Source organism: Mesorhizobium sp. Root695 (assembly GCF_001428185.1).
GTDB lineage: Bacteria > Pseudomonadota > Alphaproteobacteria > Rhizobiales > Rhizobiaceae > Mesorhizobium.
Genome location: NZ_LMHO01000023.1, coordinates 352,308 through 377,903, shown reverse-complemented (window position 1 = coordinate 377,903; position 25,596 = coordinate 352,308). Strand labels below are relative to the sequence as shown.

25 protein-coding genes are annotated in these 25,596 nt (G+C 64.2%); 6 read left to right on the top strand and 19 right to left on the bottom strand.

Translation table 11 applies throughout. The features are described from left to right. Window positions 1-4 precede the first annotated feature (4 nt). The 4 genes from ASD99_RS20950 to ASD99_RS20935 all read right to left on the bottom strand — a co-directional run bounded on the left by ASD99_RS20950 (window position 5) and on the right by ASD99_RS20935 (window position 3,923). Entirely contained in the window at window positions 5-1,096 is a 1,092-nt protein-coding gene (locus ASD99_RS20950; protein WP_057144743.1) for a Gfo/Idh/MocA family protein, read from the bottom strand. A gap of 63 nt (window positions 1,097-1,159) precedes the next feature. After that, a complete protein-coding gene (locus ASD99_RS20945; protein WP_057144742.1) occupies window positions 1,160-1,924 on the bottom strand; it encodes an ATP-binding cassette domain-containing protein in 765 nt (254 codons plus the stop codon). After that, on the bottom strand, window positions 1,921-2,922 hold the full coding sequence (locus ASD99_RS20940) for an ABC transporter permease (RefSeq protein ID WP_056591230.1): 1,002 nt from the start codon (window positions 2,920-2,922) through the stop codon (window positions 1,921-1,923). The genes ASD99_RS20945 and ASD99_RS20940 overlap by 4 nt, the downstream gene beginning before the upstream one ends. Further along, entirely contained in the window at window positions 2,919-3,923 is a 1,005-nt protein-coding gene (locus ASD99_RS20935; RefSeq protein ID WP_057144741.1) for a substrate-binding domain-containing protein, read from the bottom strand. Before ASD99_RS20935 ends, ASD99_RS20940 begins: the two co-directional genes overlap by 4 nt. A gap of 260 nt (window positions 3,924-4,183) precedes the next feature. On the opposite strand from ASD99_RS20935, the gene ASD99_RS33945 reads away from it, so the two are divergent. Both ASD99_RS33945 and ASD99_RS20925 read left to right on the top strand, forming a co-directional pair. Then, window positions 4,184-4,540 carry a hypothetical protein gene (locus ASD99_RS33945; RefSeq protein ID WP_162252276.1) on the top strand — a complete coding sequence of 119 codons (357 nt, stop codon included), beginning with the start codon at window positions 4,184-4,186 and terminating at the stop codon, window positions 4,538-4,540. A 119-nt stretch (window positions 4,541-4,659) separates the two neighbouring features. Then, window positions 4,660-4,857 (top strand): hypothetical protein, encoded by a 198-nt coding sequence (locus tag ASD99_RS20925; protein ID WP_056591239.1) that lies wholly within the window; start codon window positions 4,660-4,662, stop codon window positions 4,855-4,857. Between the two features lie 528 nt (window positions 4,858-5,385). Here the strand turns inward: ASD99_RS20925 and ASD99_RS20915 are convergent. The 7 genes from ASD99_RS20915 to ASD99_RS20885 all read right to left on the bottom strand — a co-directional run bounded on the left by ASD99_RS20915 (window position 5,386) and on the right by ASD99_RS20885 (window position 11,924). Beyond that, complete coding sequence (locus ASD99_RS20915) at window positions 5,386-6,021, bottom strand: outer-membrane lipoprotein carrier protein LolA (protein WP_056591245.1); 636 nt, start codon at window positions 6,019-6,021, stop codon at window positions 5,386-5,388. 56 nt (window positions 6,022-6,077) lie between these two features. Beyond that, the gene (locus ASD99_RS20910) at window positions 6,078-6,341 is read right to left on the bottom strand and encodes a YMGG-like glycine zipper-containing protein (protein ID WP_056591248.1); all 264 of its coding nucleotides are present in this window, start codon (window positions 6,339-6,341) and stop codon (window positions 6,078-6,080) included. Between the two features lie 83 nt (window positions 6,342-6,424). Beyond that, complete coding sequence (locus ASD99_RS20905) at window positions 6,425-6,907, bottom strand: VOC family protein (RefSeq protein WP_057144740.1); 483 nt, start codon at window positions 6,905-6,907, stop codon at window positions 6,425-6,427. Window positions 6,908-7,091: 184 nt separating this feature from the next. Further along, the gene (locus tag ASD99_RS20900) at window positions 7,092-8,240 is read right to left on the bottom strand and encodes an amidohydrolase (protein ID WP_057144919.1); all 1,149 of its coding nucleotides are present in this window, start codon (window positions 8,238-8,240) and stop codon (window positions 7,092-7,094) included. A gap of 274 nt (window positions 8,241-8,514) precedes the next feature. Beyond that, window positions 8,515-8,958 (bottom strand): SRPBCC family protein, encoded by a 444-nt coding sequence (locus ASD99_RS20895; RefSeq protein WP_057144739.1) that lies wholly within the window; start codon window positions 8,956-8,958, stop codon window positions 8,515-8,517. Window positions 8,959-9,249: 291 nt separating this feature from the next. Then, window positions 9,250-9,645: a response regulator gene (locus tag ASD99_RS20890; protein ID WP_057144738.1), complete on the bottom strand. Its 396-nt coding sequence runs from the start codon at window positions 9,643-9,645 to the stop codon at window positions 9,250-9,252. An 8-nt stretch (window positions 9,646-9,653) separates the two neighbouring features. Next, the gene (locus ASD99_RS20885; RefSeq protein ID WP_057144737.1) at window positions 9,654-11,924 is read right to left on the bottom strand and encodes a PAS domain S-box protein; all 2,271 of its coding nucleotides are present in this window, start codon (window positions 11,922-11,924) and stop codon (window positions 9,654-9,656) included. Window positions 11,925-12,262: 338 nt separating this feature from the next. On the opposite strand from ASD99_RS20885, the gene ASD99_RS34140 reads away from it, so the two are divergent. Continuing rightward, the gene (locus ASD99_RS34140) at window positions 12,263-12,406 is read left to right on the top strand and encodes a hypothetical protein (RefSeq protein ID WP_082583366.1); all 144 of its coding nucleotides are present in this window, start codon (window positions 12,263-12,265) and stop codon (window positions 12,404-12,406) included. A gap of 34 nt (window positions 12,407-12,440) precedes the next feature. Here ASD99_RS34140 and ASD99_RS20880 read toward each other — a convergent pair whose 3' ends face one another. The 3 genes from ASD99_RS20880 to ASD99_RS20870 form a co-directional block, all read right to left on the bottom strand. Then, window positions 12,441-13,727: a DUF763 domain-containing protein gene (locus tag ASD99_RS20880; RefSeq protein ID WP_057144736.1), complete on the bottom strand. Its 1,287-nt coding sequence runs from the start codon at window positions 13,725-13,727 to the stop codon at window positions 12,441-12,443. 176 nt (window positions 13,728-13,903) lie between these two features. Further along, window positions 13,904-14,596, bottom strand: a complete 693-nt coding sequence (locus tag ASD99_RS20875) for a DUF2270 domain-containing protein (RefSeq protein ID WP_057144735.1) — start codon at window positions 14,594-14,596, stop codon at window positions 13,904-13,906. 111 nt (window positions 14,597-14,707) lie between these two features. Further along, the gene (locus ASD99_RS20870) at window positions 14,708-15,925 is read right to left on the bottom strand and encodes an MFS transporter (protein WP_057144734.1); all 1,218 of its coding nucleotides are present in this window, start codon (window positions 15,923-15,925) and stop codon (window positions 14,708-14,710) included. Between the two features lie 112 nt (window positions 15,926-16,037). Between ASD99_RS20870 and ASD99_RS20865 the strand changes: the two genes are divergently transcribed. Both ASD99_RS20865 and ASD99_RS20860 read left to right on the top strand, forming a co-directional pair. Then, window positions 16,038-16,946, top strand: a complete 909-nt coding sequence (locus tag ASD99_RS20865) for a LysR family transcriptional regulator (protein ID WP_057144918.1) — start codon at window positions 16,038-16,040, stop codon at window positions 16,944-16,946. A gap of 141 nt (window positions 16,947-17,087) precedes the next feature. Next, a complete protein-coding gene (locus ASD99_RS20860) occupies window positions 17,088-17,810 on the top strand; it encodes a gamma-glutamylcyclotransferase (RefSeq protein WP_056591271.1) in 723 nt (240 codons plus the stop codon). Here ASD99_RS20860 and ASD99_RS20855 read toward each other — a convergent pair. The 5 genes from ASD99_RS20855 to ASD99_RS20835 form a co-directional block, all read right to left on the bottom strand. Then, entirely contained in the window at window positions 17,797-19,749 is a 1,953-nt protein-coding gene (locus tag ASD99_RS20855) for a glycoside hydrolase family 127 protein (RefSeq protein WP_057144733.1), read from the bottom strand. The genes ASD99_RS20860 and ASD99_RS20855 overlap by 14 nt on opposite strands. 22 nt (window positions 19,750-19,771) lie before the next feature. Then, window positions 19,772-20,629 carry a carbohydrate ABC transporter permease gene (locus ASD99_RS20850; RefSeq protein ID WP_056591276.1) on the bottom strand — a complete coding sequence of 286 codons (858 nt, stop codon included), beginning with the start codon at window positions 20,627-20,629 and terminating at the stop codon, window positions 19,772-19,774. Next, entirely contained in the window at window positions 20,629-21,549 is a 921-nt protein-coding gene (locus tag ASD99_RS20845; protein WP_057144732.1) for a carbohydrate ABC transporter permease, read from the bottom strand. The genes ASD99_RS20850 and ASD99_RS20845 overlap by 1 nt, the downstream gene beginning before the upstream one ends. 170 nt (window positions 21,550-21,719) lie before the next feature. Then, window positions 21,720-22,967, bottom strand: coding sequence for an ABC transporter substrate-binding protein (locus ASD99_RS20840; RefSeq protein ID WP_056591285.1), 1,248 nt, complete (start codon window positions 22,965-22,967; stop codon window positions 21,720-21,722). A 63-nt stretch (window positions 22,968-23,030) separates the two neighbouring features. Beyond that, window positions 23,031-24,092 carry a LacI family DNA-binding transcriptional regulator gene (locus tag ASD99_RS20835; RefSeq protein ID WP_057144731.1) on the bottom strand — a complete coding sequence of 354 codons (1,062 nt, stop codon included), beginning with the start codon at window positions 24,090-24,092 and terminating at the stop codon, window positions 23,031-23,033. 268 nt (window positions 24,093-24,360) lie between these two features. Here ASD99_RS20835 and ASD99_RS20830 point away from each other — a divergent pair, with 268 nt between their 5' ends. After that, a complete protein-coding gene (locus ASD99_RS20830) occupies window positions 24,361-25,437 on the top strand; it encodes a sensor domain-containing diguanylate cyclase (RefSeq protein WP_057144730.1) in 1,077 nt (358 codons plus the stop codon). The last annotated feature ends 159 nt before the right edge of the window (window positions 25,438-25,596 follow it).

The window sequence follows — 25,596 nt, the reverse complement described above, 5'->3', positions numbered from 1 at the left end:
TAGGCTAGCCCCAGCGCCGGCTGCTCTCCTTCATCCGCTCGATGATCTCGGCCATCAGCGCCAGGTCGCGGCGGGAATCGGCGAGGTCGGTCAGCGGCTTCGTGCCTTCGGTGATGTGGCGGTGGAAAATCTCGAGTTCATTCGAGAAGGCATCGCCATAGAGCGGGCCGAAGCTTTTCGTCACTGGGCCGAGCGGGCCGGCATCTGTGACCTCCAGCCGGGTCGGCAGGCTGCGGATATAGGGCGTGTCGTAGATGATGCGCACGCGCCTGGTGTTGGAGCGCACCTCGATCATGGCGTCGAACAGGCCGAGATCGTCGACGACGGCATCATACAGACAAGCGAAATGCCCATAGTCGAAAGTGACCGATGTGTTGGCGCCGCCATTGGTGCGGTGGGCGGTGAGCACGCCCGCCGGCTCGCCGATCAGCCCGCGCATCGCCGAAATGTGGTGCGAGGACAGCGCTGTCAGGCCGCGATAGGCGCGCACCAGATCGGCTGGTGCGCCGGCGCCAACCACCTCGCGGATCAGTGCGTCGCGTTCGCGTGCGCCACGCGCCAGCAGGGCAGGGTCAATGTCTCTGGGATAAAGGACGTTCTGGCTCTTCTTGAGGAAATGCCGGCCTTCCGAAATCAGGTCGAAGATGCGGACATGGGTGATGTCGGCGAAGGCCGGCAGCTCGTCCCTGGCCGCTAGATAGGCCGGCGCGTAGCGGCGCATGTAGCCGACGAAAAGCGTCTTGTCGTAGCCCGGCATCAGCGCCAGCAGATCGTCGATCTCGCGCACCGTGAGACAAGCGGGCTTTTCCAGCAGGATGTGCTTGTTGGCAGCAATCGCCGCGCGCACGAAGCGGCTATGGGTGTCATCGGACGACAGCACGAACACCGCGTCGATGTCGGGCGAGTTGATCAGCGCCTCGGCCGTCTCGAAGGCCTTTGCCGTCGGATGTTGCGAGGTGCACAGCGCCACCAGGCTCGGCGACACGTCATACACGCCCGCGATCACCCAGCGGTCGCGCTGATCGCTCAGCACCGGCAGATGGATCGACTGCGCGACCTCTCCAAGACCGACAAGCCCGACACAAATTGGTGCCATTCGCAAACTCCCTTTGATTTCAAGTCTCGGGCTGGCCAGGACGGCCAGCTGTTGATTGACCGATCAAGCCGCGCCGGTGACCAGCGCGACGAGCTCGTTGCCTGATGTTTCCGAGGCGCGCACGGTCGCCGCCATCTTTCCCGCCCGCATTATCCAGATCTGGTCGGACAGGCGGCGGACCTGATCGAAATTGTGGCTGACCAGGATGACGCTGACGGACTGTTCGCGCAGGCGCCGGACCAGCGCCTCGACATTGGCCGTCTCCTGCACGCCGAGCGCCGCCGTCGGCTCGTCCATCACCACCAACTTGGCGCCGGAGCCGACGGCGCGGCAGATCGAGATCGCCTGCCGCTGGCCGCCCGACAGGCGCCGCACCCGCTGGTTGATCGACGGCACGTTGATCGACAGCCGCGACAGCATGGAGCGGGCCTCGCGCTTCATCGCCTTGCGGTCGAGGAACGCGAAGGGGCCGATGCGGCGCACGATCTCGCGGTTGAGGAACAGGTTCTGCGCCACCGTCAGTTCGTCGATCAGCGCCAGGTTCTGGTGCACGGTCTCGATGCCGGCTTTGCGCGCCTCGTCGGGGTTGGCGAAGGGCCGCGCCCTTCCGTCGAAGAACAAATTGCCAGCGTCGGGCTGATGCACGCCGACCAGGCTGCGGATGAGCGTCGACTTGCCGGCGCCATTGTCGCCGATGACGGCGGTGACCTCGCCGCGGCGGGCCTGGAAGGCGACGTCGGTGAAGGCGCGGATGCCGCCGAAATGCTTGCTCAGCCCTTCGCAGGCTATGATCGCCTCTGTGGCGGGGATGTGATGAGGCGCGCTCATTTCTGATACCGCATGATCAGCGCCGCCAGCACCACGATGGCACCCACGGCAAGCGGTTGATAGAAGGCCGACACGTTGAGCAAGGTCAGGCCGTTGACGAGCGCGGTCAGCATCAGCGCGCCGATGGCGGGTCCCAGAATGCTGGCGCGGCCGCCGAACAGGCTGACGCCGCCTAGCACCACCGCCGCCACCGAATTGAGCAGCAGGCTGGTGTTGATCTGCGGTTCGGCCGAGCCGATGCGGGCGACCAGGAGAATGGCCGCGATGCCGGCGCAGAGACCGGAGATCGTATAGGCGGCGATCTTGACCCGGTCGGTGCGTATGCCGAGCGCGCCGGCACTTTCGGTCTGGCCGCCGGTCGCCAGCAGGTGCACGCCGAAGCGCGTGTGGTAGAGCGCGATATGCGCGACGATGACGGCCGCGATTGCCACCCAGACCGGATAGCCGAACGGTCCGAACGAGCCGGAGGCGAGCCTGAGCAGGAAGGTCGAGCCGACCATGGTCGGTTCACCGCCCGACAGGATGAGCCCTAGCCCGGTGATGCCCGACAGCGTGCCGAGCGTCACCACGAAGTCGGGTATCTTGCCGGCCGTGATGATCAGGCCGTTGAGGAAGCCGACGGCGCTGGTGGCGAGCACCGCGAGCACGCAGGCGATGAAGATGCCGTAGCCGGCTGCATTGACGAGGCCGAGGATGATGGCGCCGAGCATGACGGCTGCTGCCAGCGACAGGTCGATGCCCGAGGTGGCGATGACGAAGGTCTGGCCGATCGACAGCACGACCAGGATCGCCGCCGCCAACAGCAGCGCCTGCAGGTTGGCGACGCTGAGAAAGACCGGCTGGGCGATGCCGAAGACGATGACGAGGCCGACCAGGCCGACGACGGATGCCCAGTCGGCCCAGAAGGAGGGATCGAGGAGGAGAGCCGCCAGGGAGGGACGGCTCTCCTCCGCACCCGCCGAATGGGCGGCGGGCGCGTTGTCTGCGGGTGTGCTCACTTCAGCATCTCGCGGAAGGGATCGGGATAGTCGCCGCCGGGACGCGGAAAGTTCTTCAGCGAGGCCTCGGCATTGTCCTTGTTGATCAACAGCACCGGTGCGGGCACGTTGGCGGGCAGTTCCTTGCCCTTGGCCGCGACCGCACAGGCTTCAACGCCCATGGCGCCAACGACATATGGGTATTGCGCGACGGTGGCCGAGAGTTCGCCTGCGGCGATCGATTTCAGCGCGTCGACGATGCCGTCGAGGCCGATCACCTTGACGTCCTTGCCAGAGGTCTGCACGGCGCGCTCGACGCCGAGCGCCATGATGTCGTTGGCGGCGAAGAAGCCGGCGAGATCCGGATGGGCGGCGAGGATATCGGTGGCGGCGGTCAACGCCTTTTCGCGATCCCAGTCGGCGCTGACCATCACCACGACTTCGAGCTTGCCTTCGACGGCCTGCTTGAAGCCCTTGATGCGGGCGTTGGAACCGACATCGCCGACGATGCCGGCGATCAGCGCGACCTTGGAGCCCTTCGGCACCAGCTTCAGCATCTCTTCACCAGCCAGCGCGCCGGCGGCGACATTGTCGGTGCCGATATAGGTCGAGACGGCAAAGCCGGCGGCCTTGGCCTGTTCGGGGTCGATGGTCGAGTCGATGTTGACGATCGGCTTCTTCTTCTGGGCGACCGGCACCAGCGCCTGGACGAGGTTGGAGACGCTGATCGGGTTGACCAGATAGCAATCGAAATCCTGCATGGCCATGGCGGTCAGGCGATCGGCCTGGCCGGTGGCATCACCCATATTGGCGGCGGCCTGGACGCTGACATTGACGCCGTTGGCCTTGGCCTGCTCCTCGATGCCCTTCTGCATGGTCTGGAAGAACGGGTTGTCGAGACCTTTGACGATGGCCGCGACTTTCGCCGCATCCGCGGCTTGGGCGGGCGCTGAGACGATGGTTGCAAGCATGCCTGCGCCAAGCAGGCTGGTGCCGAGTTTCAGGCAATTGTACACGCGCATGGTTTTTCCTCCTCCTGATTGTTTTATGTGCTGCATCAATGTCGCTGTCCGGCGACTGCAATGTCCGACGGTGCGCAAGCGACCCCGGCGCCTGGCGCGACGATCCGCCAGCAGGTTGGTGCCCGCCCTGTGGTGTGCGGGTCGCAGCCCCGGTTCGGGCGCTTTTTGATGTCAGGCATTGCTCCTCCCAGAGCGCCGGCCGATGCCATGCCAGCGTTTGCGCATGTTTTATAAAAAATTGACACGCGTCAAGATTTAAAATGGTGCGCAGCGATTTTGACCGTGCGGTCCCTTACAGCATGACTGGCCAGCCGATATGTGCTACAACCAAGACGCGAAAAATGCCGTTCGGAGGGAACCTCTTGGGGCATCCGCGTTGGTCGCTGCTTTTTGTGCAAAAGGGAGGTTTTGGGATGGAGCGTTTCACGGAATTGCCGGCAGCGGTCGAAGGCGGTGCGTGCATCGGGCTTTTCCGCCACGAAGTGCCGCTGGCACTGCTTGCAGCGATTGAAACGGTTCAGCCCGTCAATTTTTCGCTGCTGCCATCCTTGGCGGCGTTGAACGGCTGGCGGGTCAATGAAGGCGACCGGTCGCTTTCAGATGACCTGCTGGCATGAGCAAAGCCCGCCGCCATCGCATCAAAAAATCATACCTTAAGAGAAATCACGCCCTGTCGTCGAAAGCGGCGATCAGGCATGGGGGGCAAGGGGAGGTTGTAGAGCGTTGGAGATGAACAATGTCTGATCAGGACGACCTGATCCGTTCGGCCATCGGACGGCTGCTCGCCGAGAAGACAGGTACCGCCGTCATCTCGATGAAGGAGAGCATTACGGAGCTTCTGGCGCTGACTGGTGCCGCGCTGGATGAAAGCCTGCAGGACCTTCTGCTCGAGATGGCCGAAGTCCGCGGCATGACGGTCGCTCTCGATATTTAGGACCGCCATCGATATGGCAGGCAGAGCCGATACGAGTAGAACGCGTCGGGCGCTTCAGAAGGCCTCATAGACCTCGCCGTTTCTAGGCCGAAGATCACGATCGTCGCGGGTCAATTCGTCCTGGTGGGATCGATCGTCATCAGGCGTGCTCTGGCCTCGATGAGGCGCCTTTGCGCGGCCCTTATCCGCCCGCACAATGCTAGATTGAGGGCGACGCCACCTTCCTCATCCAGCAAGTCATTCGCGCGCTTGAGAGAGTTCTCAGCTCGTCTTACGCGCAGTCTGGCGTTGGCCGTTTCGATGCTATGAATTTCAATCATTTGTCCAGAGTCCTTTTGGAGTTCCGGTCCCTTCACTGAGTAAACCGCCGCTGATCGGATTGGTTCCGGCGATGGCGGGCACCGCCGTGGCAGGCGGCGCGATCCAGTCGTGCCTGCAACGGTGTCGCGCGGCTATGGTGACGATGCTGCCAGGCTTTGACCGGATGACCTCCGGCTCGCGGCCTACCCAATGGTGGCGATCCGCCAGCTATTTCGTTGTGGTGTTGAATTCACGGTTTGCCGCATAATCGATGGTGAAGGTACCCGCGGGAGGGCGAACGCCCTGCTTCACATTGAAGATCGTGACCGTCGTAGTGAGGCCCCTTTCGTCGGTAAGGCTCCATTTGCGTAAATCGAGCGATTTCCTGTCAAACACCATGGTGATGCTCGAATTGCCGAAGGCCGACTTGTCAGCCAGCTTAATGATAATTTGAGCGCCATCGTCTCTGATGCTTTTGAGGCGACGGCCAGAGAAGTCGACCTTGTTGTCGAGCAGCAGCTTGAGCGGCGTCTTCGAGAGAGCATAAAGCCGCGATGTCTTCAGCTTCTTGTTATAAACCACCAAGGATTTGCCATCTGCAATGACGCTGACCCCTGATTGGCCAGCATAGTTGAAGCGAATCTTGCCCGGGCGTTGGAGAAAAAACCTGCCACCGGTCTTTTCCGCTTTTGGGCCCGACTGGACGAAGTCCCCGGACATGGACTTTACCGATGAGAAGTGATCGGCAATCGTCTTCGCTTCCACAGGAGCGGCCGAGATCGCGGTCGTAAGTCCAACATTTATCGCGGCAGCGCTGGCGACGGCAAACCAGAGAGCCAGCAGTTTCTTGATGTCATATGCCATTCACTTATCCTACCCCGAGCAGGCGCGTGATCGAAAGAGATCACGCGCCTTTGAGATCAGTAGCCGTCCGGACAGCGTGCAACGTAAACTCGGCCATGCCGATCGCGATATCTGCACTGGCCGGCTTCGCTGGCGTGCCCGATGACCGCCCCGGCGATCGCTCCGACCGCACCGCCAACAACCGCCCCTTGCACCGGATCGCCGGCCACCGCGGCGCCTATGGCTGCGCCACCCAAGCCGCCGACGGCAGCGCCTTGCTCGGTGCGGGAGCATGCCGCGAGCGGAATGAGTAGGCTCAAAATGAGCAGCGTCTTCTTCATTGGTTCTCTCCTGAGGCCATTATTAGCCGAAGCTTAAATGCGCCACGGAGTTTTTCGATCCATCGACCCTTGCCTGTCGAGCGTCAGCCGCGCCGGGCCGCGTCGATCGCCGCGACGTCGATCTTCCTCATCTCCATCATCGCATCAAACGCGCGCTTGGCTTCGTCGCCGCCTGCCGCCATCGCCTCGGTCAGCGTGCGTGGCGTGATTTGCCAGGACACGCCCCATTTGTCCTTGCACCAGCCGCACGCGCTTTCCTGGCCGCCATTGCCGACGATGGCATTCCAGTAGCGGTCGGTTTCCTGTTGATCGTCAGTGGCGATCTGGAACGAGAAGGCTTCGCTTTGCTTGAACGCGGAGCCGCCGTTCAATCCGATGCAGGGAATGCCTGCAACCGTGAATTCGACCGTCAACACGTCGCCCTTCTTGCCGGACGGAAAATCGCTTGGCGCACGGTGAACGGCGCCCATCTCGGTGTCGGGAAAGGTCTCCGCGTAGAAGCGAGCCGCAGCCTCGGCGTCCTTGTCGAACCAGAGGCAAATCGTGTTCTTTGGCGTCTTTGGCATTGCGTGTTCCTTTCGATCTGAAGCCTGATTTCCGTCCTTGTGTCCCACCCAAGCTCTTCCAGAATAGGTCGCCAACCGCTTTTCTCCACCCTGGCGCAAGCAAGCCGACAAGCGCGGCTGACCGCTTCGCGTCAGAGCGCTCGGCGGAATGCTGTTTTCTGCGCCAGAGGGGATCTGGCAGACGTCAGCCCAGAAGATTACGCGCCGTGCGCATGAAGATCTTTGAGCCGATCGGGATCAGGTCGTCGGGAAAGTCGTAGTCCGGATTGTGCAACGCAGGATGCCGCTCGCCTGCACCGAGGAAGAACATCGCCGACGAAGCGCTGTGGCCGAACAGGCCGAAGTCCTCCGAGGCGCGCATCGGCAGGGCTTCTTCGCCGTGCACGACGCCCTCTTCCTGGAGCGCCCTTTGCAGATGCTCCACCGCATCCGATGCGTTGACGCTGGCGACGAAGATCTCGTGATAGTCCCAACGGGTGGAAAGACCATGCTGGCCGGCGATCTTGGTGACCAGCGCTTCAGCAGCAGTGCACAGGTTTGCCATGCGCTCGTCGCGGCGGGTGCGCAGCGTCGCCCAAACCTCGGCGTGAGCCGGCGCGATGCCGAACACGGCTTCGCCCATCGCGGCATGGGTGACGGTCACCATGGAGAAGTCGTCGTCGGCGAACGTTCCGCTGCCGAGTGCCGGCAGGGCCGGCATCAGCTCACTGATCGCCAGCATCGGCGAGGTGCCGGTCTCGGGCATGGACGAATGCGCTGTCTTGCCCTCCAGCACGATGCGCATGCCGCGTGAAGCGCAGTTGACCACGCCGGCTTTGAGCCGCACTTCGCCCAATGGCACGCCGGGCAGATTGTGCAATGAGAAAGCGAAATCCGGCGCGATCTCGCCGAAGCGGGGATCGGCGACGACGCCGGCCGCGCCATTGCCGGTTTCTTCCGCCGGCTGGAACATCAGCACGACACGGCCGCTCGCGGGCCTCTCTCGCCCCAGCTGACGGCCGAGGGATGCCAGAATCGCGGTGTGTCCGTCATGTCCGCACATATGCGACTTGCCCGGTACGCGTGAGGAATGCGGCACGCCCGAAAGCTCTTCGATCGGCAAGGCATCGAGCTCCGAGCGGAACAGCACGGTCGGCCCCGCTCTACCGCTGTCGTATATTGCCGCGACGCCGTGCCCGCCCAATCCGGTCAGCACCTTGTCCGGTCCCGTATCGGCGAGGAAATCGACGACCGCTTTTGCCGTCTTCTCCTCTTCATTCGAGATTTCCGGGTTCTGATGCAGCCGGCGCCGCCACGCGGTCAACTCGACAATGTCTCGATTGGTCAGGGTCATCCCTTTGGCCTCCGCTGCATTCTTCATGACACGCGCCGGGCGTGTCCAAACGCGATGAGGAATTGCTAGCGATAAATGGCAGCCCCCGCCACAGTCCAAGTTTCAGGCGTCAGGGGGCCAGAAACGTGGCAACCTCCTACTGCCCAACGGCTGGGAAGGGGGCTCGGGATGCGCGCCGACCTGCGCTGAAGGGACAAGAATGAGCAGCGAGCCTGCCTTGGCGTCGACGCCAAATCGACGGCCGGTCCTCCCAGCCCCCGTGTCACCGCTCTAGCTATTGATTGATTTCGGGCTCGACGAGCCTTGCCAGGTTTCTGAGTGACTCCTGCCAGCCGAGATAGCAGGCCTCGACCGGAATGACGTCCGGAATGCCGGCCTGGGTGATGTCAATTTCGGTGCCGACCGACACCTTTCTCAAGATCACGGTGACCCGGATCTCGCCGGGCAGATTGGGATCGTCGAACCTGTCGGTGTAGAGCAGGCGTTCGGCCGGAATGAGTTCGAGATACTCGCCGCCGAAGGAATGACCGTCGCCGGTGGTGAAATTGCGGAAGGACATCTTGAACGTGCCGCCGACCTTTGCCTCGAGGTGATGGACCGTGCAGGTGAAGCCGTTCGGCGGAAGCCACTTGGCCAGTGCGTCCGCTTCAACGAAAGCGCGATAGACCTTCTCCGGGCTGGTCGTCAGAACGCGATGTAAACGTACGGTGCCGGGCATTTCGTGGATCCTTTCATGATTGCGGTTCGGTACCTCAAGGACGAACGACGCGTGGTCAATCCTACATAGGCTCCTGGATTTTCTTAAAGCGCGTGGCCGCAGCCTGACGGGCTGGCGGCCGAATTGAAGCGGGAACGTACAGTTCATTGGGAAGTCCGAGGGCCCATGCCTTCGCACGGCCCGAGCGCAGAAGTTGCGCAACTTATATGGACGAACTGCCTCGCGCTATTCCGGCGGATAGGTGCCGGCGTTCATTCGTTGAAGCAAGACCCGACTCTATCACCCTGCTCATCAACGATCTTTTACCGCAGGCGTTCGCCATGCGAGCAGCCCGTGAATGGTCGCGGCGACCGTCACCGGGGCATAGGGCTTGGGCAGGAAGACGCCGCCGCTCGGCATCGCATCCTGCGTCGGCTGGCGCTTGCCGGAGGTGATGATGATCTTGATCGGCGGCCAGCGGTCGCGCACGGCGGCCGACAGGCGCAGGCCGTCCATTGAACCCGGCATGTCGATGTCGGTGAACAGGATGGCGATGTCCTGGCGTGCCTCCAAAAATCGGATCGCCTGGTCGGCGTTGGTGGCTTCCAGCACGTCGAACCCGGCCTCGCGCAATTCATCGGCGATGGCAAACAGCAGGAATGCTTCGTCTTCGACGACGAGAACGGTGGCGGGGGGGTGCATCGTCATGACATGCTCTATCTGGGTCGGTAGGGCGCGGTCGGCAACTGGGGTGCCGGTGCGTTCAACACACATTCGACTCCGGCGGGATGGTAATCGATCTGCACGGAGCCGCCGAAGTCGGTGCCAAAGACGCGCTCGATCAGGAAACGGCCGAAGCCGCGCCGGCTGGGCGGCGTCACCTGCGGACCGCCGCTTTCGCGCCAGCGCCATATCAGCCGCGTTTCGCCTGAAGTGTCGGCTGCGGGCTGCAGCGACCATTCGATCGACACCTTGCCGTCCGACGTCGACAGAGCGCCATACTTCAGCGCGTTGGTGGCGAGCTCGTTGACGGCGAGAGCGAGCGTCAGCGCCATCTTCGGATTGATCGGCAGCGCCGGTCCCGAAACCGAGATCTGGCTGGCCGGGAAGGCGGCAATGGTGTTGTCTACCACCTCGTGGATGGAGGCACTGGTCCAACGCGTCTTGTTCAGAATGTCATGAGCGTTGGCCAATGCCCGCAGCCTTTCGTTGAAGGTGGCGCTGGCGGTAGCGATGTCGGTGTTGCGCAATGTCTGCGAAGCAATGGCCGCGACCATGGCCAGGATATTCTTGATGCGGTGCTCCAGTTCGTGAGTCAGAAGCTCCTGTCTCGCCTGCGCTTCGCGCCGGTCGGTAACGTCCTGCATGACGCCGAACATCTTGACCGGCTTGCCGGTCTCGTCGTGGACAAAGTCGATATGGCGCGACAGCCAGCGCAATTCGCCATTGTCGGGCCGCCGAATGCGGTATTCGACGGCAGGCGCCGCAGTGCCCTGCCTGCGCGTCTCCGGGTTGGAACGGACGCCCTTGTCTTCGGGAATGACGATGTTTTCCAGGACGCTGATAGGCACGCTCTCGCGCGCGGAGAGACCCCAGAGATCCCAGAAGCCCTCGGAGCCGACCACGGTCCCGCTGGCGATGTCGAGCTCCAGCGCCGCGATGCCTGCCGCATTTTGCGACAGCTGCAAGCGTCGCTCGCTCTGCAGCAAAGCCTGCGTCGCCCGCTTCTGGTCGTCGATATCGGTGTTGGTGCCGATCCAGCGCACGACGGTACCGTCGGTGTCGCGGATCGGAACGGCGCGCGCTATGAACCAGCGATAGGCGCCGTCATGCCGCCGCAGCCGAAACTCGGTCTCGTAGAACACGCTGGCCGTCAGCGCCTGCTGCCATTTCTCCGCGGCTGGGCCGACATCATCGGGATGCACGATGGCGGCCCAGGCCTCGCCGTCGAGTTCACCCGGCATGGCGCCCGAATAGTCGTAAACGCGCGGGTTGAACCAGTCGAGCAGGCCGTCGGGGGAGGCGGTCCAGACATGATTGGGCATCGCCTCGGCGAAGGTGCGGAACTGCATCTCGCTCTGGCGCAGCGCTTGTTCCGCAAACAGCCGGTCGGTGACGTCGACGCCTTGCACGAAGATGCCAAAGACCTCGCCCGATGGGTTGCGCACCGGCTGATAGACGAGATCGATGAAACGCTCTTCCGTCGCAGCCCCAGGTGTGCGCTGCAATTTGGTCTTCAGCGCGTAGCCGATGAAGGCTTCGCCGGAGGTGAAAACCTGGTCGAGCAGCTCGAAAAATCCTTGCCCCTCGACCTCGGGCAGGGCCTGGCGGATCGGCATGCCTATGATGTCGCGATGGCCGACAAGTTGCATGTAGGCGGCGTTTGTCAGGTCGACGACATGCTGTGGGCCGGACAGCATGGCCATGAAACCGGGTGCCTGTTCGAACATCTGGCGTTGGCGGTCGCGTTCGCTCGACTGCCAGCGCTCGGCCGCGACCTTCGCGGTCGTTTCGATTACGATGGCGATGACGCCTGCCGGTTCACCGCTTTCGTCGAGCACCGGTGAATAATCAAGATCGAGCCATACCTGCTCGGGTTTTCCCGTACGATTGAGCGTCAACATCTGATCGCGATAGGCAAGCGTGCCGCCGGCCAGGCAGACCTTCATGATGTTGTCGTTGAAGGCGGCCACTTCGGGCCAACCTTCGCGCACCTTGGAGCCGAGAAGCCGGGGGTGACGGCCGCCGGCAAATTCCGAATAGGCGTCATTGTAGATCATGACGCCGTCCTCGCCCCACAGCATGACGATCGGCACGTTCGAGCGCAGGATGAGCGACACCGCCGTCTTCAGGCTTTGCGGCCAATCCTCTATCGGCCCGATCGAGGTAGATGCCCAGTCGAAGGCTGCGATCAGGCAGCCGAGTTGGCCGCCGCCGGCGAGGAAGGCGTGCCTACGATCGGCTACGATTGTGCTGGAGTCTGGCATGGCGTCTCATGGATCGGTCGGCGTTGTTTCGAAGTGGGATTAGCTAACGTGTCAGATTCTCCGGACGACCAGTCGCATGGCCCCTTCAGCCACAGGCGAACTGAGCTGTTGCCGGCGTTTGACGAGATCTTTAACAGCATTGATACCCCCGAACGCCACAACACGGAACGAGCCATTCGGTTCCCGCCGAGCGCCGATTTTCCTTTGGCTGCCGGGCATTAGGTCGGGGACAGGCAGGCAATAGCCGGCTATTCGATCTAATTTCTTTGCAAGCCGTTAATGCGGCCATGCTGTTAATCAGTATTCGCTAATGAAGACGATCGACTGCGGGGTACGCCATGACCAAGAATCTCGGCAATGCACGCTACATGCCGCCAAAGGACGTCAAAGCCTCTCTGTTCAGCAAGGCCGCACCAGCTCTGTTCCCGCTTGTCGCGGCGGCGCTGGGCTACCTGATAGGCAAGCAGTTCTTCGGCATCTAAGGCCTGCAAACCTTCCATCAATGTCGCTTGCCGCCTATGCCTTGGCTGCCGGCAAAATCTTCGCGGGCAAATCTTGGGACGGCGCCGGGACGGTGGGAGGCGGTTCCCAACCGAAGACGCTGCGGCCGCCGAGCTGGTGCGACTGGTCGAACTCGCCGGCGACGATCTCCTTCAAGCTCGGCCCGGTGACGTAGCGCTCCAGCCGTCGCGCCTGGCCGTCCAGCCGTTGCAAGGCGCCAAGCTCCTCCTCATTGCCGAGCTTTGCCTTGCGGACCGCCGATTTCATGACCGCGATGGTCTCGTCATAGACTTTCAGCGGCACCGGAAAGGGATGCCGGTCCTTGCCGCCATGCGCCAGCGAGAACCGCGCCGGATCGGAGAAGCGGCACGGCGCGCCATGCACGACCTCGGCCACCATCGCCAGCGCCCGCACGGTGCGGGCGCCGACGCCCGGCACAAGCAGCAGTTCGGGAAAATCCGACGGGCCGCTTTCGATGGCCGCGCAAATGTTGCCGTGCAGGCGGCGCATGACGATATCGCTTTCGCGCACATCATGGTGGGCGGGCATGATCAGATTGGGCAGCATCGGCTGTGCGGATTGCGGCCTTGCCGAAGGTTCTATGGCCGCGAATTCGCGCACGATCCTGTCGGGACCGAGCTTGCGCAACAGGTCCAATTGGCCACTGCGCGAGGCCTCGGCGCGGTGGTCGGTGAGGTTGACGATCTCGCCCTGCCGCTCGCCCTCGATTGCCGCATGCGGCTCGTCGATGAAACTTTTCAGGCCTTCCGAGAGCCAGTGGTAGCGGCGCGCCAGCTTGCTGTCGCCGTTCATGCCTTGCTGGACGACCACCCAATGGCTGTCATCGGTGACGATGAAGCCGTGCAGATAGAGATCGAAGCCGTCCTGCACGGCGGCGCTGTCGACCTTGGCGACCAGCCGGCTGGCCGTGGCCAGAGCCTTGCCGTCGAAACCGACACGCTCGCCGATCGCCTCGAGTTCATGGGGCGTCTTGCGCGAATGGGTGCCGCGCCCGCCGCAGACATGGATGCCAAGTTCGCCCGACAGCGGTGTCAGCCCGCGCTTCAGCGCGCCGATGACGCTGGTGGTGATGCCGGAGGAATGCCAGTCCATGCCCATCACGGCACCGAAGGACTGGAACCAGAACGGATGCGCCAGCCGGCGCAGCAACTCCTCGCGGCCATAATGATGGATGATGGCTTCGCACAGCACCGCGCCGAGGCGCGTCATGCGATCGCCCAGCCATTTCGGAACCCGCCCGCCATGCAGCGGCAGGTCGGCGCTGCCGCTTCGCTGCGTCACTAATACCTCCGGCCGGCGAGTCGGTCACCGGCAGCCTCGGATAGAAATGGCATCGGGGCGGCGATTTGCAAGCGGATGCGCGAGCGCTCGTTCAGAACCTGAATCAGGTCGGGGCTTTATCTCACTGTTTGACGATGATTTTCTTCAGTCGGCTCTATCTAAAGATGGACGTCGCCCTAAACATGGACGTCGCCGAAGGAGAGTTCCCCGTCGTCGCCAGGCGTCAGGAACGCAGCCGCCAGGAGGCCGGCGTAGAGGAGCGCAACCACGGCAACAATGACTGAGCCCGGAATAGGACCGAGCGCAGCGGCGGTGACGGCCTCGCGCAGTGTGCCGACGAAGCCGGACGGCACACCTTGATCGATCAGGCTCGGCGTCGACAGTTTGAGGATCCAGGCGAGGAGCAGGATCAGCATCATATGCATGTAGTTGCGGCGCAAACGCCGCGCCAATGCCACCCTTTGCGAGACCAGGAACTTCGGCGCGCGCAGGCTTTCGCCCACGATCAGCAGCCAGTCAGAAGCGAAGTCCGGCTGCGGCGAGAAGATCTGAGCGAAATAGTGGCGCTCGAGCTGGCGCACGCGGGCGCGATAGACATCGAAGAATCGGTAGCGACGCGCCTCGATCCACAACAGAAGGAGCACCAGCAGCATGGCGAAAAGCAGCACGCCGTGATGGGCACTGGCCGTTGACAGCGACACAGACAGCATGGCGGCGACAACGGTGATCGCCCAATTGCTCGTACGGTCGAGGCGGTCGCGCCAACCGGCCATGCGGGCAATCTCGGCGCGGTGGAAATGCGACATCACGGTGACCAGTTCGCCTGACGAAAGCGGCCTGCCGATAGGCGTTGCCGGAGCATCGTTCATGGCTCCCTCCAACGAGATAAAACGCATCAGATTTGATCTCGTTCCGCAGCGTCCAGGATGGCCAAGGGAATCTCGACACGCTGGCAGGGCTCGCAGGCCTGGTCCGGTCGGTCACTCCGGTCCGCCGATCCAGTCGACCAGCAGGGCGGCGAGGCCGAAGCCGGCGCCGATCGCGCAGACCTCGGACCAGCCGCCCCAGGCCCAGGCGATGCCGGCGAGCATCGAGCCGATGGCGCCGCCGATAAAGAAGATGCCGACGAAGAGGCCGTTGAGGCGGCCGCGCGCCTTCGGCTGCAGCAGGTTGATGGCGCGGCGGCCGAGCGTCTGGTCGCCGGTGACGCCGATGTCAAGCAGCACGGCGCTGAGGCCCATCAGCGCCATCGGTCCCCATGAGGCCCCCGCCTGGACGAACCCGGTGCAGGCGGCGAGCCCCATCGCGCAGATCAGCACGAGATGGGAGACGATGGTTGCGGACCGCGTCCAGCCGCGGTCGCCGGCGCGGCCGAACAGCGGTGTGACTACCGCACCGCCTGCGCCGACCAATGCGAACAGCGCGATGCCGCGCTGGCCGAGGTCGAAAGGCGGCTGCGCGAGGCGCAGCGCCACCGCTGTCCAGAACAGGCTGAAGGCCGCCATCACCAGCGCCGCCGTCAGCGCGCGGCGCCGCAGCACCGGCTCGTCGCGCAGCAGGTCGAACAGCGAAGCGATCAGCGCGCCATAGGACGATCGCGCTGCCGGGCGTCGCCGGGGCAAGGTGAAGGCAAGCACGCAAGCCAGTATGACCAGGGCCGCGGCGCTGAGTCCGTAAAAGGCTCGCCAGCCCCAGGCATCGGCAATCAGGCTGGCCAGCGGGCGCGCCAAAAGGATGCCGACCATCAGCCCGCTCATCACGTCGCCGATGACGCGGCCGGCCTCGCCGGGCGGCGCCATCGAGGCGGCTATCGGCACCAGGATCTGGATGGCAGAGCAGGCGGCACCGAGGACGAACAGGACGATCAGCAGCGAGCCGGCGGTGGGCGCCATTGTGGCGACGCCAGCCGCCAATGCCGCCGCGGCAAGCATGCGCAGGATCAGGGTGCGGTTTTCGGCGAGATCGGCGAGCGGCACCAGGAAGAACAGGCCGGCGGCATAACCGAGCAAGGTGGCCATGGCGACGAAGCCGACGCTCGCGGCACTGGCGCCGAGCGATGGCCCGATCAGGCCGACCAGTGTCTGCGGGGCGAACAGGTTGGTGACGATGATGCCGACCGCCGTGGCAAACAGCAGCGTCTGCGGGCCTGTGATGGTCTCGGCCGGCCCGGCCATCCGGCCGTCATTGGTATCGAGCATTGGGGTATCGAGCATTGAGTCCTCAAGGATTTGCATATCGTTCGAGGACTTTATGCCAAAGCATTATCATGCTACAATTCAATCAATTCGATAATGATTATGCGAGATGCGCATGAATATTCACGACCTCGAGGCCTTCATTGCCGTGGTGGAAACCGGCTCGATCGTCGGTGCCTCGGCAAGGCTCAACCTAACCCAGCCAGGCGTGACGCGGCGCATCCAGAACCTCGAGGACGGGTTGGCGACAGCGCTGCTCGACCGCCAGTCGAAACCGCTGAAGCCGACCGCTTCCGGCCGCGAGGCCTATGAACATGGCCGCCGCGTGCTGCGCTCGCTCGAAGATCTGAGGGCCGGCGTGTCGCCGCAAGGCGAGGTCAAGGGCGAGTTCCGCCTGGGCATCATGCCCTATCTCTCCGACGCCGCGCTGGCGCTGCCGCTCGACAGTCTACGTGCTGCCTTTCCGCGACTGACGCTGCGCATCTCTTCCGGCTGGTCGCCGAGGCTGGTGGAGCAGGTGGCGCGCAGCGAACTCGACGCGGTGGCGGTATGTCTCGCCGAGGGTTTGGCACCGCCCGACGAACTGGTCTGCGACGATCTCGGCGTGCAGTCGGTGCTGCTGGTGGCGTCACCCGGCCTCGGTGTGCCGAAGCCCGCCGATCTAGCCTCGTTGTCGCGCTTTCCCTGGGTGATGAACGAAAATGGCTGTGGTTTTCGCGCTTTCATCCGCCAGAGTTTCGACGCCCTCAGGCTGCCGTTCCAGGTCGGGGTGGAGGCGCTTAGCGTCGATCTCAGAATGTCGCTGGTGGCGCGCGGCCACGGCATCGGCATCGTCACGCCAGGCGCCTTCGCCGACAGCCGCTGGCGCGATAGGGTGGAAGTCATTGATTGCCCGGATTTCAAGCCGCAAGTGCGCGCATGGCTGCTGCACCGCCCGCCGGCCGGCCGGCTGAGCCGCCCGATCGCGCTGTTTCGCGACGCGCTGATCGAAGGGCTTGAGGTGCCAATGCCGCTGGTGTCGTAGCGTGGTGGCAGGACAGTCGATACTTACGAATCCTTTCAGGCGGTTGGCCGAAACTGTTCGAGCTTTGAGTCCGCGCGACCCGTCGGCCCTTGAGAATCTCCTTGCCTTGGGCAAGATGGCGACGATGCCCGAGGCGCCAGAATGAACAAGACGATTTCTGCCATATCGCCGCGCAAGGCGCCGATGGCTCTGACCGAGGACCTCGTCGCCCGCACCATGCGCGCGGTCGAGGATGCCGGGCCGACGCCGGGCATGGTCTACATGACCGATGCGGACTATGCGCGCATCCGCGACGAGGTGCTGGCCACGGCCCCGCCCGGGCCGCTGAAACTGTTTGCCTATGGCTCGCTGCTGTGGAAACCGGCCGGCGAGGTGAGGGGCGGCGAACGGGCGGCGGCGACAGGCTGGCACCGCTCGTTCTGCTTCACAGTGCAGCGTTTTCGCGGCACCGTCGAGCAGCCCGGCCTGATGATGGCGCTCGATCGTGGAGGCCAGTGCCAGGGCATGGTGTTCGAGATCGCCGAGCCGATTGCCGCCAACCTCGAAGCGCTGCTGCGCCGCGAGATGACTATCCTGCCGGCCGTCAACGTGCCGCGCTGGCTGCAGGTCAGGACCGAAGGCGACCTCTGCCGCGCGCTCGGCTTCGTCGTCGATCCCGCCAATCCGCGCTATGCCGGCAAGCTCGACAAGCGGGCGATCGCGGCGACGCTGGCCACAGCCGTCGGCCATTGGGGATCGGGCGCGGAATATCTGTTCGAGACGATCCGCCATCTCGACGCTTGCGGCATCCGCGACCGCAATCTGTGGAAGTTGCAAGCGTTGGTGGCCGAGGAGATCGGACGCTCGTCGTTCATCCGTCCCTGAGCCATACCAGCATTTCGCCGGGCTCGCGGTTGTCCCAGGCGAAATAGGGAATGGCGGTCAGACACGTCTCTGCGGTGGCCGGCGGCTCGGGCCGGTAGAGCCCGCTTTGCCAGCCGTCGGCGGCATCGGCACGTGCCGTAGCCGACAGCGTCACCACACCGCCGAGAAGCTCTGGCCGGTGCCGGGCTTGGACGCTGGCCGTCCTCGGCAGGGACACGCGATGCAGCTGGCTGTCATTGTCGGTCGCCTCGACGCAGTAGATCAGCGGGCCGCGCGACAGCGCGACGCGGCCGGCATCCTGGCGAACCTGCGGGTTGGCGTAGAGCCGCTCGATCGGCATTTCGAGATCGAGCCGCACCTGGTCGCCCGTTTTCCATGTCCGCCGGATCGCGGCGTAGCCGTCGCTGGTGACATCCGCCAGCTTGATGGCCTCGCCGTTCACCTTCAACTCAGCGCCGGTGCTCCAGGCGGGGATGCGCAGGTGCAGGGTGAATTCTACCGGCGCCCGCGGTTCAACCGTGATCTCGACGGCGCCGTCCCAGGGATAGCGGCTTGCCTGCGTCAGGCTCACCGGTGTGCCTGATATGTCGAAGCGAGCGGCCGAGTCACCATAGAGATGAACTGCCAGCGCATCGTCGGCGAGGCTGTAGAAATAGCTGCCGATCGAGGCGACCATGCGCCCGATATTGGGCGGGCAGCAGGGGCAGCGGTGCCATTTCCAGCGGTTGTGGGCGCCGCGGCTTTCCAGCGGGTTCTCGTAGAAGAACAGCGAGCCGTCGAGCGACAGGCCCGAGATCGAGCCATTGTAGAGGGCGCGTTCCATCATGTCGGCGTAACGCGCGTTCGGTCCCATGCCGAGCATGCGGCTGGCCCAGAACACCAGGCCTACCGCGGCGCATGTCTCGGCATAGGCGCTCTCGTTAGGCAGGTCGTAGTCGCTGGTGAACCCTTCATTGTCCGCCGATGGTCCCAGTCCGCCGGTGATGTAGAGGCTCTTGGTGGTGAGATCGTCCCACAGAAGATCGAGTGCGGTGCGCAATGTGTCGTCGCCATATTCGGTCGCGATGTCGGCCATGCCCGAATAGAGGTACATTGCTCTCACCGCATGGCCGACGACCTTGTCCTGCTCGCGCACCGGCTTGTGCGACTGGTTGTACTCATAGGTCTTGAAGTGGAAATCCTTCGGGTCGGCGCCGCGGGCGCGGGCCTCCTCGTCGAAATAATGTGGCTGCCGGCCGCGCTGGTCGATGAAGTACTTCGCCAGCTCCATGTACTTCCGCTCGCCGGTCACCCGCGCCAGCTTGACCAGCGCCAGCTCGATCTCCTCATGGCCGCAATAGCCGTGTTTCTGGCCGGGCTGCGGCCCCAGCACGGTGGCGATATGGTCGACGAAGCGACACATCACATCGAGCAGCTTGCGTTTCCCGGTGGCCTGGTAGTAGGCGACCGCGCCTTCGATCAGATGGCCGGCGCAATAGAGCTCGTGGCAGTCGCGCAGATTGGTCCAGCGCAGGCCGGGCTGGATGCGCTGGTACCAGCTGGAGAGATAGCCGTCCTCCTGCTGCAGCTTCTCATACATGTCGATGACGGCATCGATCTTCTTCTCCAGTGCGGGGTTCTTGCGCCGGTAGAGCGAGTAGGCCGCGGTTTCGATGGTCTTGCCCCAGTCGGAATCCCAGAACATCTGCGTCGTTACGGTGCGGGCGGTGAAGCCGTCATTGACATGGAAGGGGATGACGACGCCGGGCGAGGGTCGGGCCGGATCGATCTGCTCAAGCATGCGGGCCTCGACGCAGCGCTCGTAGAGGATGTCGGCGGTGCGCGTGGCGACCGCGTCGGCGCGGTCGCCCCAGAAGCCGTGCACGTCGACCTGCGGCACCGGCAGCGGGCGGAAGGCGAGCTTGGGTTTTCCGGTTTTTGCGGATGGCGATGCGGTCATGAACTTACTCCATTCGGTCTGTCTATTTGACGGCTCCGGCCATCAGGCCGCGGATGTAGAAGCGCTGCAGCGCCAGGAACAGGATGAGGCACGGCACCATCATCACGGTGACGCCCGCCTGCACCGCGCCCCAGTCGATGGCGCCGAAGCGGCCCGACTGCAGTGCGGTCATCATCACCGGCAGCGTGAATTTGGACTGGTCGGTCATCAGCACGAGGGCGGCGAGGAATTCGTTCCAGGCGCCGAGGAAGGCAAACAGCGCGATGGTGACGACGCCCGGCCAGACCAGCGGCAGCATCACCTTCAAAAGCATGGTGAGATTGCTGGCGCCGTCCATGCGGGCGGCTTCCTCGATCTCGCGCGGCACCGCGTCAAAGGCGTTGCGCATCATGAAGATCGAGAACGGCAGTTGCAGCGTCACATAGACGCCGACCAGGCCGGTCAGCGTGTTGTGCAGGCCAAGCTTGGTCAGCACCAGGAAGATCGGCGTCAGGATCGACTGGAACGGGATCATGATCGTCGACAGGATGAGGATGAAGAACAGGTCCTTGAACGGAAACCGGAACCGCGAAAAGCCGTAGCCGGCCAGCACGCTGACGGCGACCGACAGCACCACGGTCATCACCGAGACATAGATGCTGTTCTGCGCCGAGACCCAGAGCCCGTCGCCGAAGCTGTTGAGCGTGGCGTAGTTCTCCAGCGAGAAGCCTGACGTCGGCCAGGGCGGCAGCGGCGGCAGGCGTGCTTCCTGCGCCGGCTTGAACGCCGACAGCACCGCCCAAACGATCGGCGCCGCAAACAGCACCGAGGCGATGATGCCGGTCGAATGCTCGCCGATGCGGGCCAACAGCTTGCGGTTGCGGGATGCGGCCTGCGCCATCAGTCGAGCCCCTCGGGCTTGCGCAGCAGCCACAGCTGGACGAGGCTGAGCGCCACCAGGACCACGAGCAGCACCATCGACAGGGCCGCGCCATAGCCGAGCTTGAACGACACGAAGGACTGGTTGAAGATCCAGTAGACCGCCGTCAGCGTCTGGTTGCGCGGGCCGCCGCGCAGGATGATGTAGAACTGGTCGAAAGCGAGGATCGAGCCGGCGACCGACAGGATCAGCGCCAGCGCCAGCGTGCGGCGCATCAGCGGCAGGGTGATCGCCCTGAACCTGGCGAACGGCCCGGCGCCGTCGATGACGGCGGCCTCCTGCAGATCTTGCGGGATCGATTGCAGCCCGGCCATCAGGATGATCATGGTGAAGCCGGCGACCTTCCAGACGACCATGGCGATGATCGACCAGAAGGCCGGCTGGAAGGTGGCCAGCAGGTTGAATTTCTTGTCGATCAGGCCGAGGTCGTAGGCGGCCGGGCTGAACAGGCCGGAATCGACATTCAAGAGCCACGACCAAAGCAGGCTGGCCGAGGCGAAGCCGACAACCGCCGGCATGAAGAACATGGTCCGGTAGAGATTGGTCAGCGGCCGCGGCCGTTCGACGAACAGCGCCAGCGGAAACGCCACCACGAAGATCGCGATGGTGACGATCACGGTGTAGTAGGCGGTGAAGCGCAGCGCGTTCCAGAATCTGGTGTCGCGCAGGATGGCGACATAGTTACCGAGGCCGATATAGAAGTGCTCGCCCATCAAGGGCCAGTTGTGCAGCGACATCCACGCCGTCATGCCAAGCGGTATCAGGAAGAAGACGACGACCAGCGCGACCGCGGGCGCGACATAAAGCAAGCCGATCCACTGCCGGCGGCCGGCGAGTTTGCGGGCGCGGAGCGGGGCGGTGGCTGCTGCGATGGTGGTCATGGCTGTTCCCTTGGCGCTGCGTTCCCCTCCGCCTCGAGGGGAGGGTCCGGCTGAAGGCCGGGTGGGGTCCTCTCTGCAGCGCGCCGACATCAAGAAACGTCGAGCACGTCCGAGACGACCCCACCCGGACCTGCGGTCCGATCTCCCCTCGAGGGGGAGGTGGGTTGGCGCTACTTCTGCGGCGCCTGGTCGATGATCGACTGCATCGTCTCCTGGGCATTGGCGATCGCGCCGTCGACATCGTCGCCGAAGAAGACCTCGTTGATCATCTGCGTCCACGGCCCGTTGGCGGAGTTGATCAGGTCGTTGAACACCACCGAATAGGGCGTGCGGCCCTTGGCCATGGCCTCGGCGGCGATCTGGTAGCGAGGATCGAGATCCTTCAGCGCGTCCTTGGCGATGTCGCCGCGCACTGGCAGGCTGCCGTATTTGGCGAGGATCGTCTGGCCCTCGAGCGAATAGGCGAAATCGAGGAACTCCTTCACCACGGCCAGTTTCGTGGTGCCCTTGGTGACGACGAAATTGTCGCCGCCGGCAAAGGACGACCAGCCGCTATCCTTGCCCGGCAGGAAGGTGACGCCGTAGTCGATATCGGGATACTGGGTGTTGAGCGCGCCGATGGCGAAGGCGCCGGACGGCGAGATGCCGATATTGCCGGCGGCGAAGGCGGCAAAGAAGTTGGCGCCGGTATCGGTCTGCGCGCCTGCCGGCACCAGATCCTTCTTGACCATCGAGCGGTAGAGATCGATGGCGCCGCGCAGCTGCGGGCTGTCCAGCGTCGCCTTGGAGCCGTCCTCCGAGAGGATGTCGCCACCCGACGCCCAGATCAGCGGCGTGAAGGTGAAGATGTTGCAGCCGCCGCAATTGCCGGAGAAGTAGAAGCCCTTGATGTTGCCGCCAAGCGCGTTCACCTTCTCGGCGTCGGCCGCGATCTCGGCCCAGTTGGCGGGGCCTTTTTCAGGGTCGAGGCCGGCCTGCTTGAACAGTTTCTTGTTCCAGATCAGCACCGAGGCGTCGGCGGAGAAGGGCAGGCCGTAAATGTGGTCCTTGTAGGTGCCGGTCTTCACATGCGCCGGCGACAGGCTGGAGAAATAGGGCAGGGACTTGGCCCAGTCGGTGATGTCCTCCAGCTGGCCGGCAGCGGCGAAGGAGGGCGTGTAGATCAGGTCGAGCGACAGCGCGTCGGGCGCGGTGCCGCCAGCAGCCGCGGCACCATATTTCGGGATGATCTCGGCATTGGGGATGATGTCCAGCTTGACCTGGTTGGTGTGCGCCTTGTTGTAGGCGTCGACGATCCTCGGCATGAAATTCGAGCCGTCGGCGCGCACCCAGATGTTGGCCGTCTCGGCGGCGGCAATGCCGAGACTGCTACCCAGAACGACAGCGGCCAGGGCCAGTTTGGCAATCAGGTTCCTCATGTTCTCCTCCTCCAGGGTTGGCCGCGCTCCGCGGCTTGGCGCCGATCGCGCGGCGCTTCGTCTTCAGCCATCCAGCGGATGACCGCATGACTGCCGCACCACCAGCCGGCACGGCAGTTTTCGAATGCCCGGCGCGGCGGGCTTGCCGCCGACCAGCGAAAGCAGGGTCAACCCGGCCTCGCGCCCGAGTGCGACCAGGTTCATGTCGACAGAGGTCAGCGGCGGGCGCGTCGCCTCGGCCACGATCTCCCAATTGTCGAAGCCGATGACGCCGACATCGCCGGGAACGCTCAAGCCGCGCTCGCGCAAGGCATCGATGACGCCGCGCGCGATCTGGTCGTTGCCGCAAAAGACGGCGTCCGGCCTCTCGTTCTTACCGCTGTGAGGTCCTGGGCCGTCGAACAGCTGCGCCACCGCCTCATGACCCCAGGCTTCCGACCAGGAGCCAAGCAGCGGCTCGGTGACCGGCAGTCCGTTTTCGATCAGCACGTCGCGGTAAGCCTGGGCGCGGGCGTGCACCACGGCAAAGCTTGCCGGTCCGGTGACGTGCGCAATGCGCTTCCAGCCCAGCCGGCACAGATGCTCGACCGCCAGCCGTGCGCCATCAGCGTCGTCCGAGACGAAGGCGATGGCGTCGGGATCGGGCTGCGTGAAGGCGTAGATCACCGGGACGCGCAGATTGGAGAGGTCGACGGGCAGGTGGCGGTCGATGCGCTTGCCGGTGGCGATGATGCCGTCGACGCGCTTGTCGAGCATGGCGTCGACATGCATCTGGCCGAGCCGCGGATCCTCCTCGACATTGCACAGGAACACCGAGACGCCATTGTCGACCAGCGCGTCTGAAATGCCCGACATTAGCGGCAGCGAGAAGCGGCCATAGGTATCGTTGGTGAGCAGGCCGACGGTGAAGCTGCGTCGCCTGAGCAGGCTCTGCGCCAGGCTGTTGGGCCGGAAGCCGAGACGCCGGGCCGTCTCGCGAATGCGCTCGCGCGTCTCGGCGGTCATCCGCCCCTGATCGTTGAGCGCCTTCGAGGCGGTGGCGACGCTGACGCCGGCCTGCGCGGCCACGTCACGCAAGGTGACTGGCTTGGAAAAGACAGGAACGGGCAGATCGTCCGATGGCATGGCGCCGAGAACCCTTGGCTGGGAAAAGGTTTTCTCTTAGTGGTCTGAACAAGGCCGGCACGTGGCCAAGCCCAACCGGAGATGTTTGGAAAAACCTTTTCTCAAATCAAGGCTAGGCCAGATCAGATGGTCGTTCAAGGGGAAAAGTGATTTGGAGCTCCATCGGTAGGAAGACGAAGGCCTGAGGTAGCAAGGCTTGGGTTTGTGAGCGAAGTGTTAATCGCTTGCGCGCCATGGTGGTCTCCCGCCAAGACAGCAGAGCCTCGCCATGTCCGATACGCCCTACAGTCCGAAAGGCCCGGCGCGGCCGGGCGCCGCGCCCCGCGCCGGCGTGACGGCGGCCATGCAAGGCGCCGACGAACGACGCCGCGCCGCCACCACCATCGCCCGGCTCAAGGCAGAACTCGCGGCGCAGGCCGCACTGATCGCCAGCCAGGAGCTTTCGCTGGCGCACAGCCGCAAGATCTTCGACCGCGCCTCGGTCGCCGCGCGCCTCGGCGTTTGGGAATGCAGCCTGCCCGGCGAGCAACTGGCCTGGACCGATGTGGTCTATGATTTGTTCGACCTGCCGCGTGGCTCGGCGCTCGATCGCTCGGAGATCATCAAGTGCTACCCGGCGGAGTCGCGCAAGGCGCTGGACACAATGCGCGGCCGGGCGATCGCCGAGCGCAGCGGCTTCAATCTCGACGCCGAGATCACCACCTTCGCCGGCCGCAGCCGCTGGATCCGCATCACCGCGACCGTCGAGTGCGAGGCGGGCGTGCCGGTCCGCATCTTCGGCATGAAGCAGGACATCACCGAGGAGAAGATCCTGTCGGACCGGATGCGCTATCTCGCCGAATATGACGTCATGACGGGGCTGGCCAATCGCGGCCGGTTCCAGGCGCGGCTTGCGCATGCCGACGAAGGCCGCCCGCTCGGCGCGCTGCTCCTGGTCGACCTCGACGGCTTCAAGGCCGTCAACGATACGTTCGGCCATGTCGTCGGCGACGAATGCCTGAAGGAAGCGGCCAAGCGGCTTGCCGCCGGCTGCGGCGAAGCCGACCTGGTGGCGCGCGTCGGCGGCGACGAGTTCGCGGTGCTGGTCGGGCCGCATCTCGACCGTGGCGCGGTCTCCGGCCTGGCGCGCCGCATCATCGAGGCAATGGGCAAGCCAGTCCCCGCCTGCGGCCAGTCGCTCGGGCTCGGCGCCTCGGTCGGCATCGCCTTCGCTGAAGCGGGCGCGTCCTGCGATCTGTTCACGCAGGCCGACACCGCGCTCTATGCCGCCAAGGCGGCAGGGCGCAACACGTTCCGGATCTTCAAGGCCGAGGCCGGCGTGAGAGGCCGCAGCGCCGCGGCGTAAGGGTTGGCGGCTGTTTGTCGTACAGCCTCGCCGACCGGACTCGCGCATCCTCCATCAATGCAGCCGGTGGCGCCCTATTTGCATTTGGCATGCAGGGCGCTCGCGAAAAGAGTGCTATGGAAGGGACAAGAGCAACCTTGCTCCGCTCTTCCCGACATT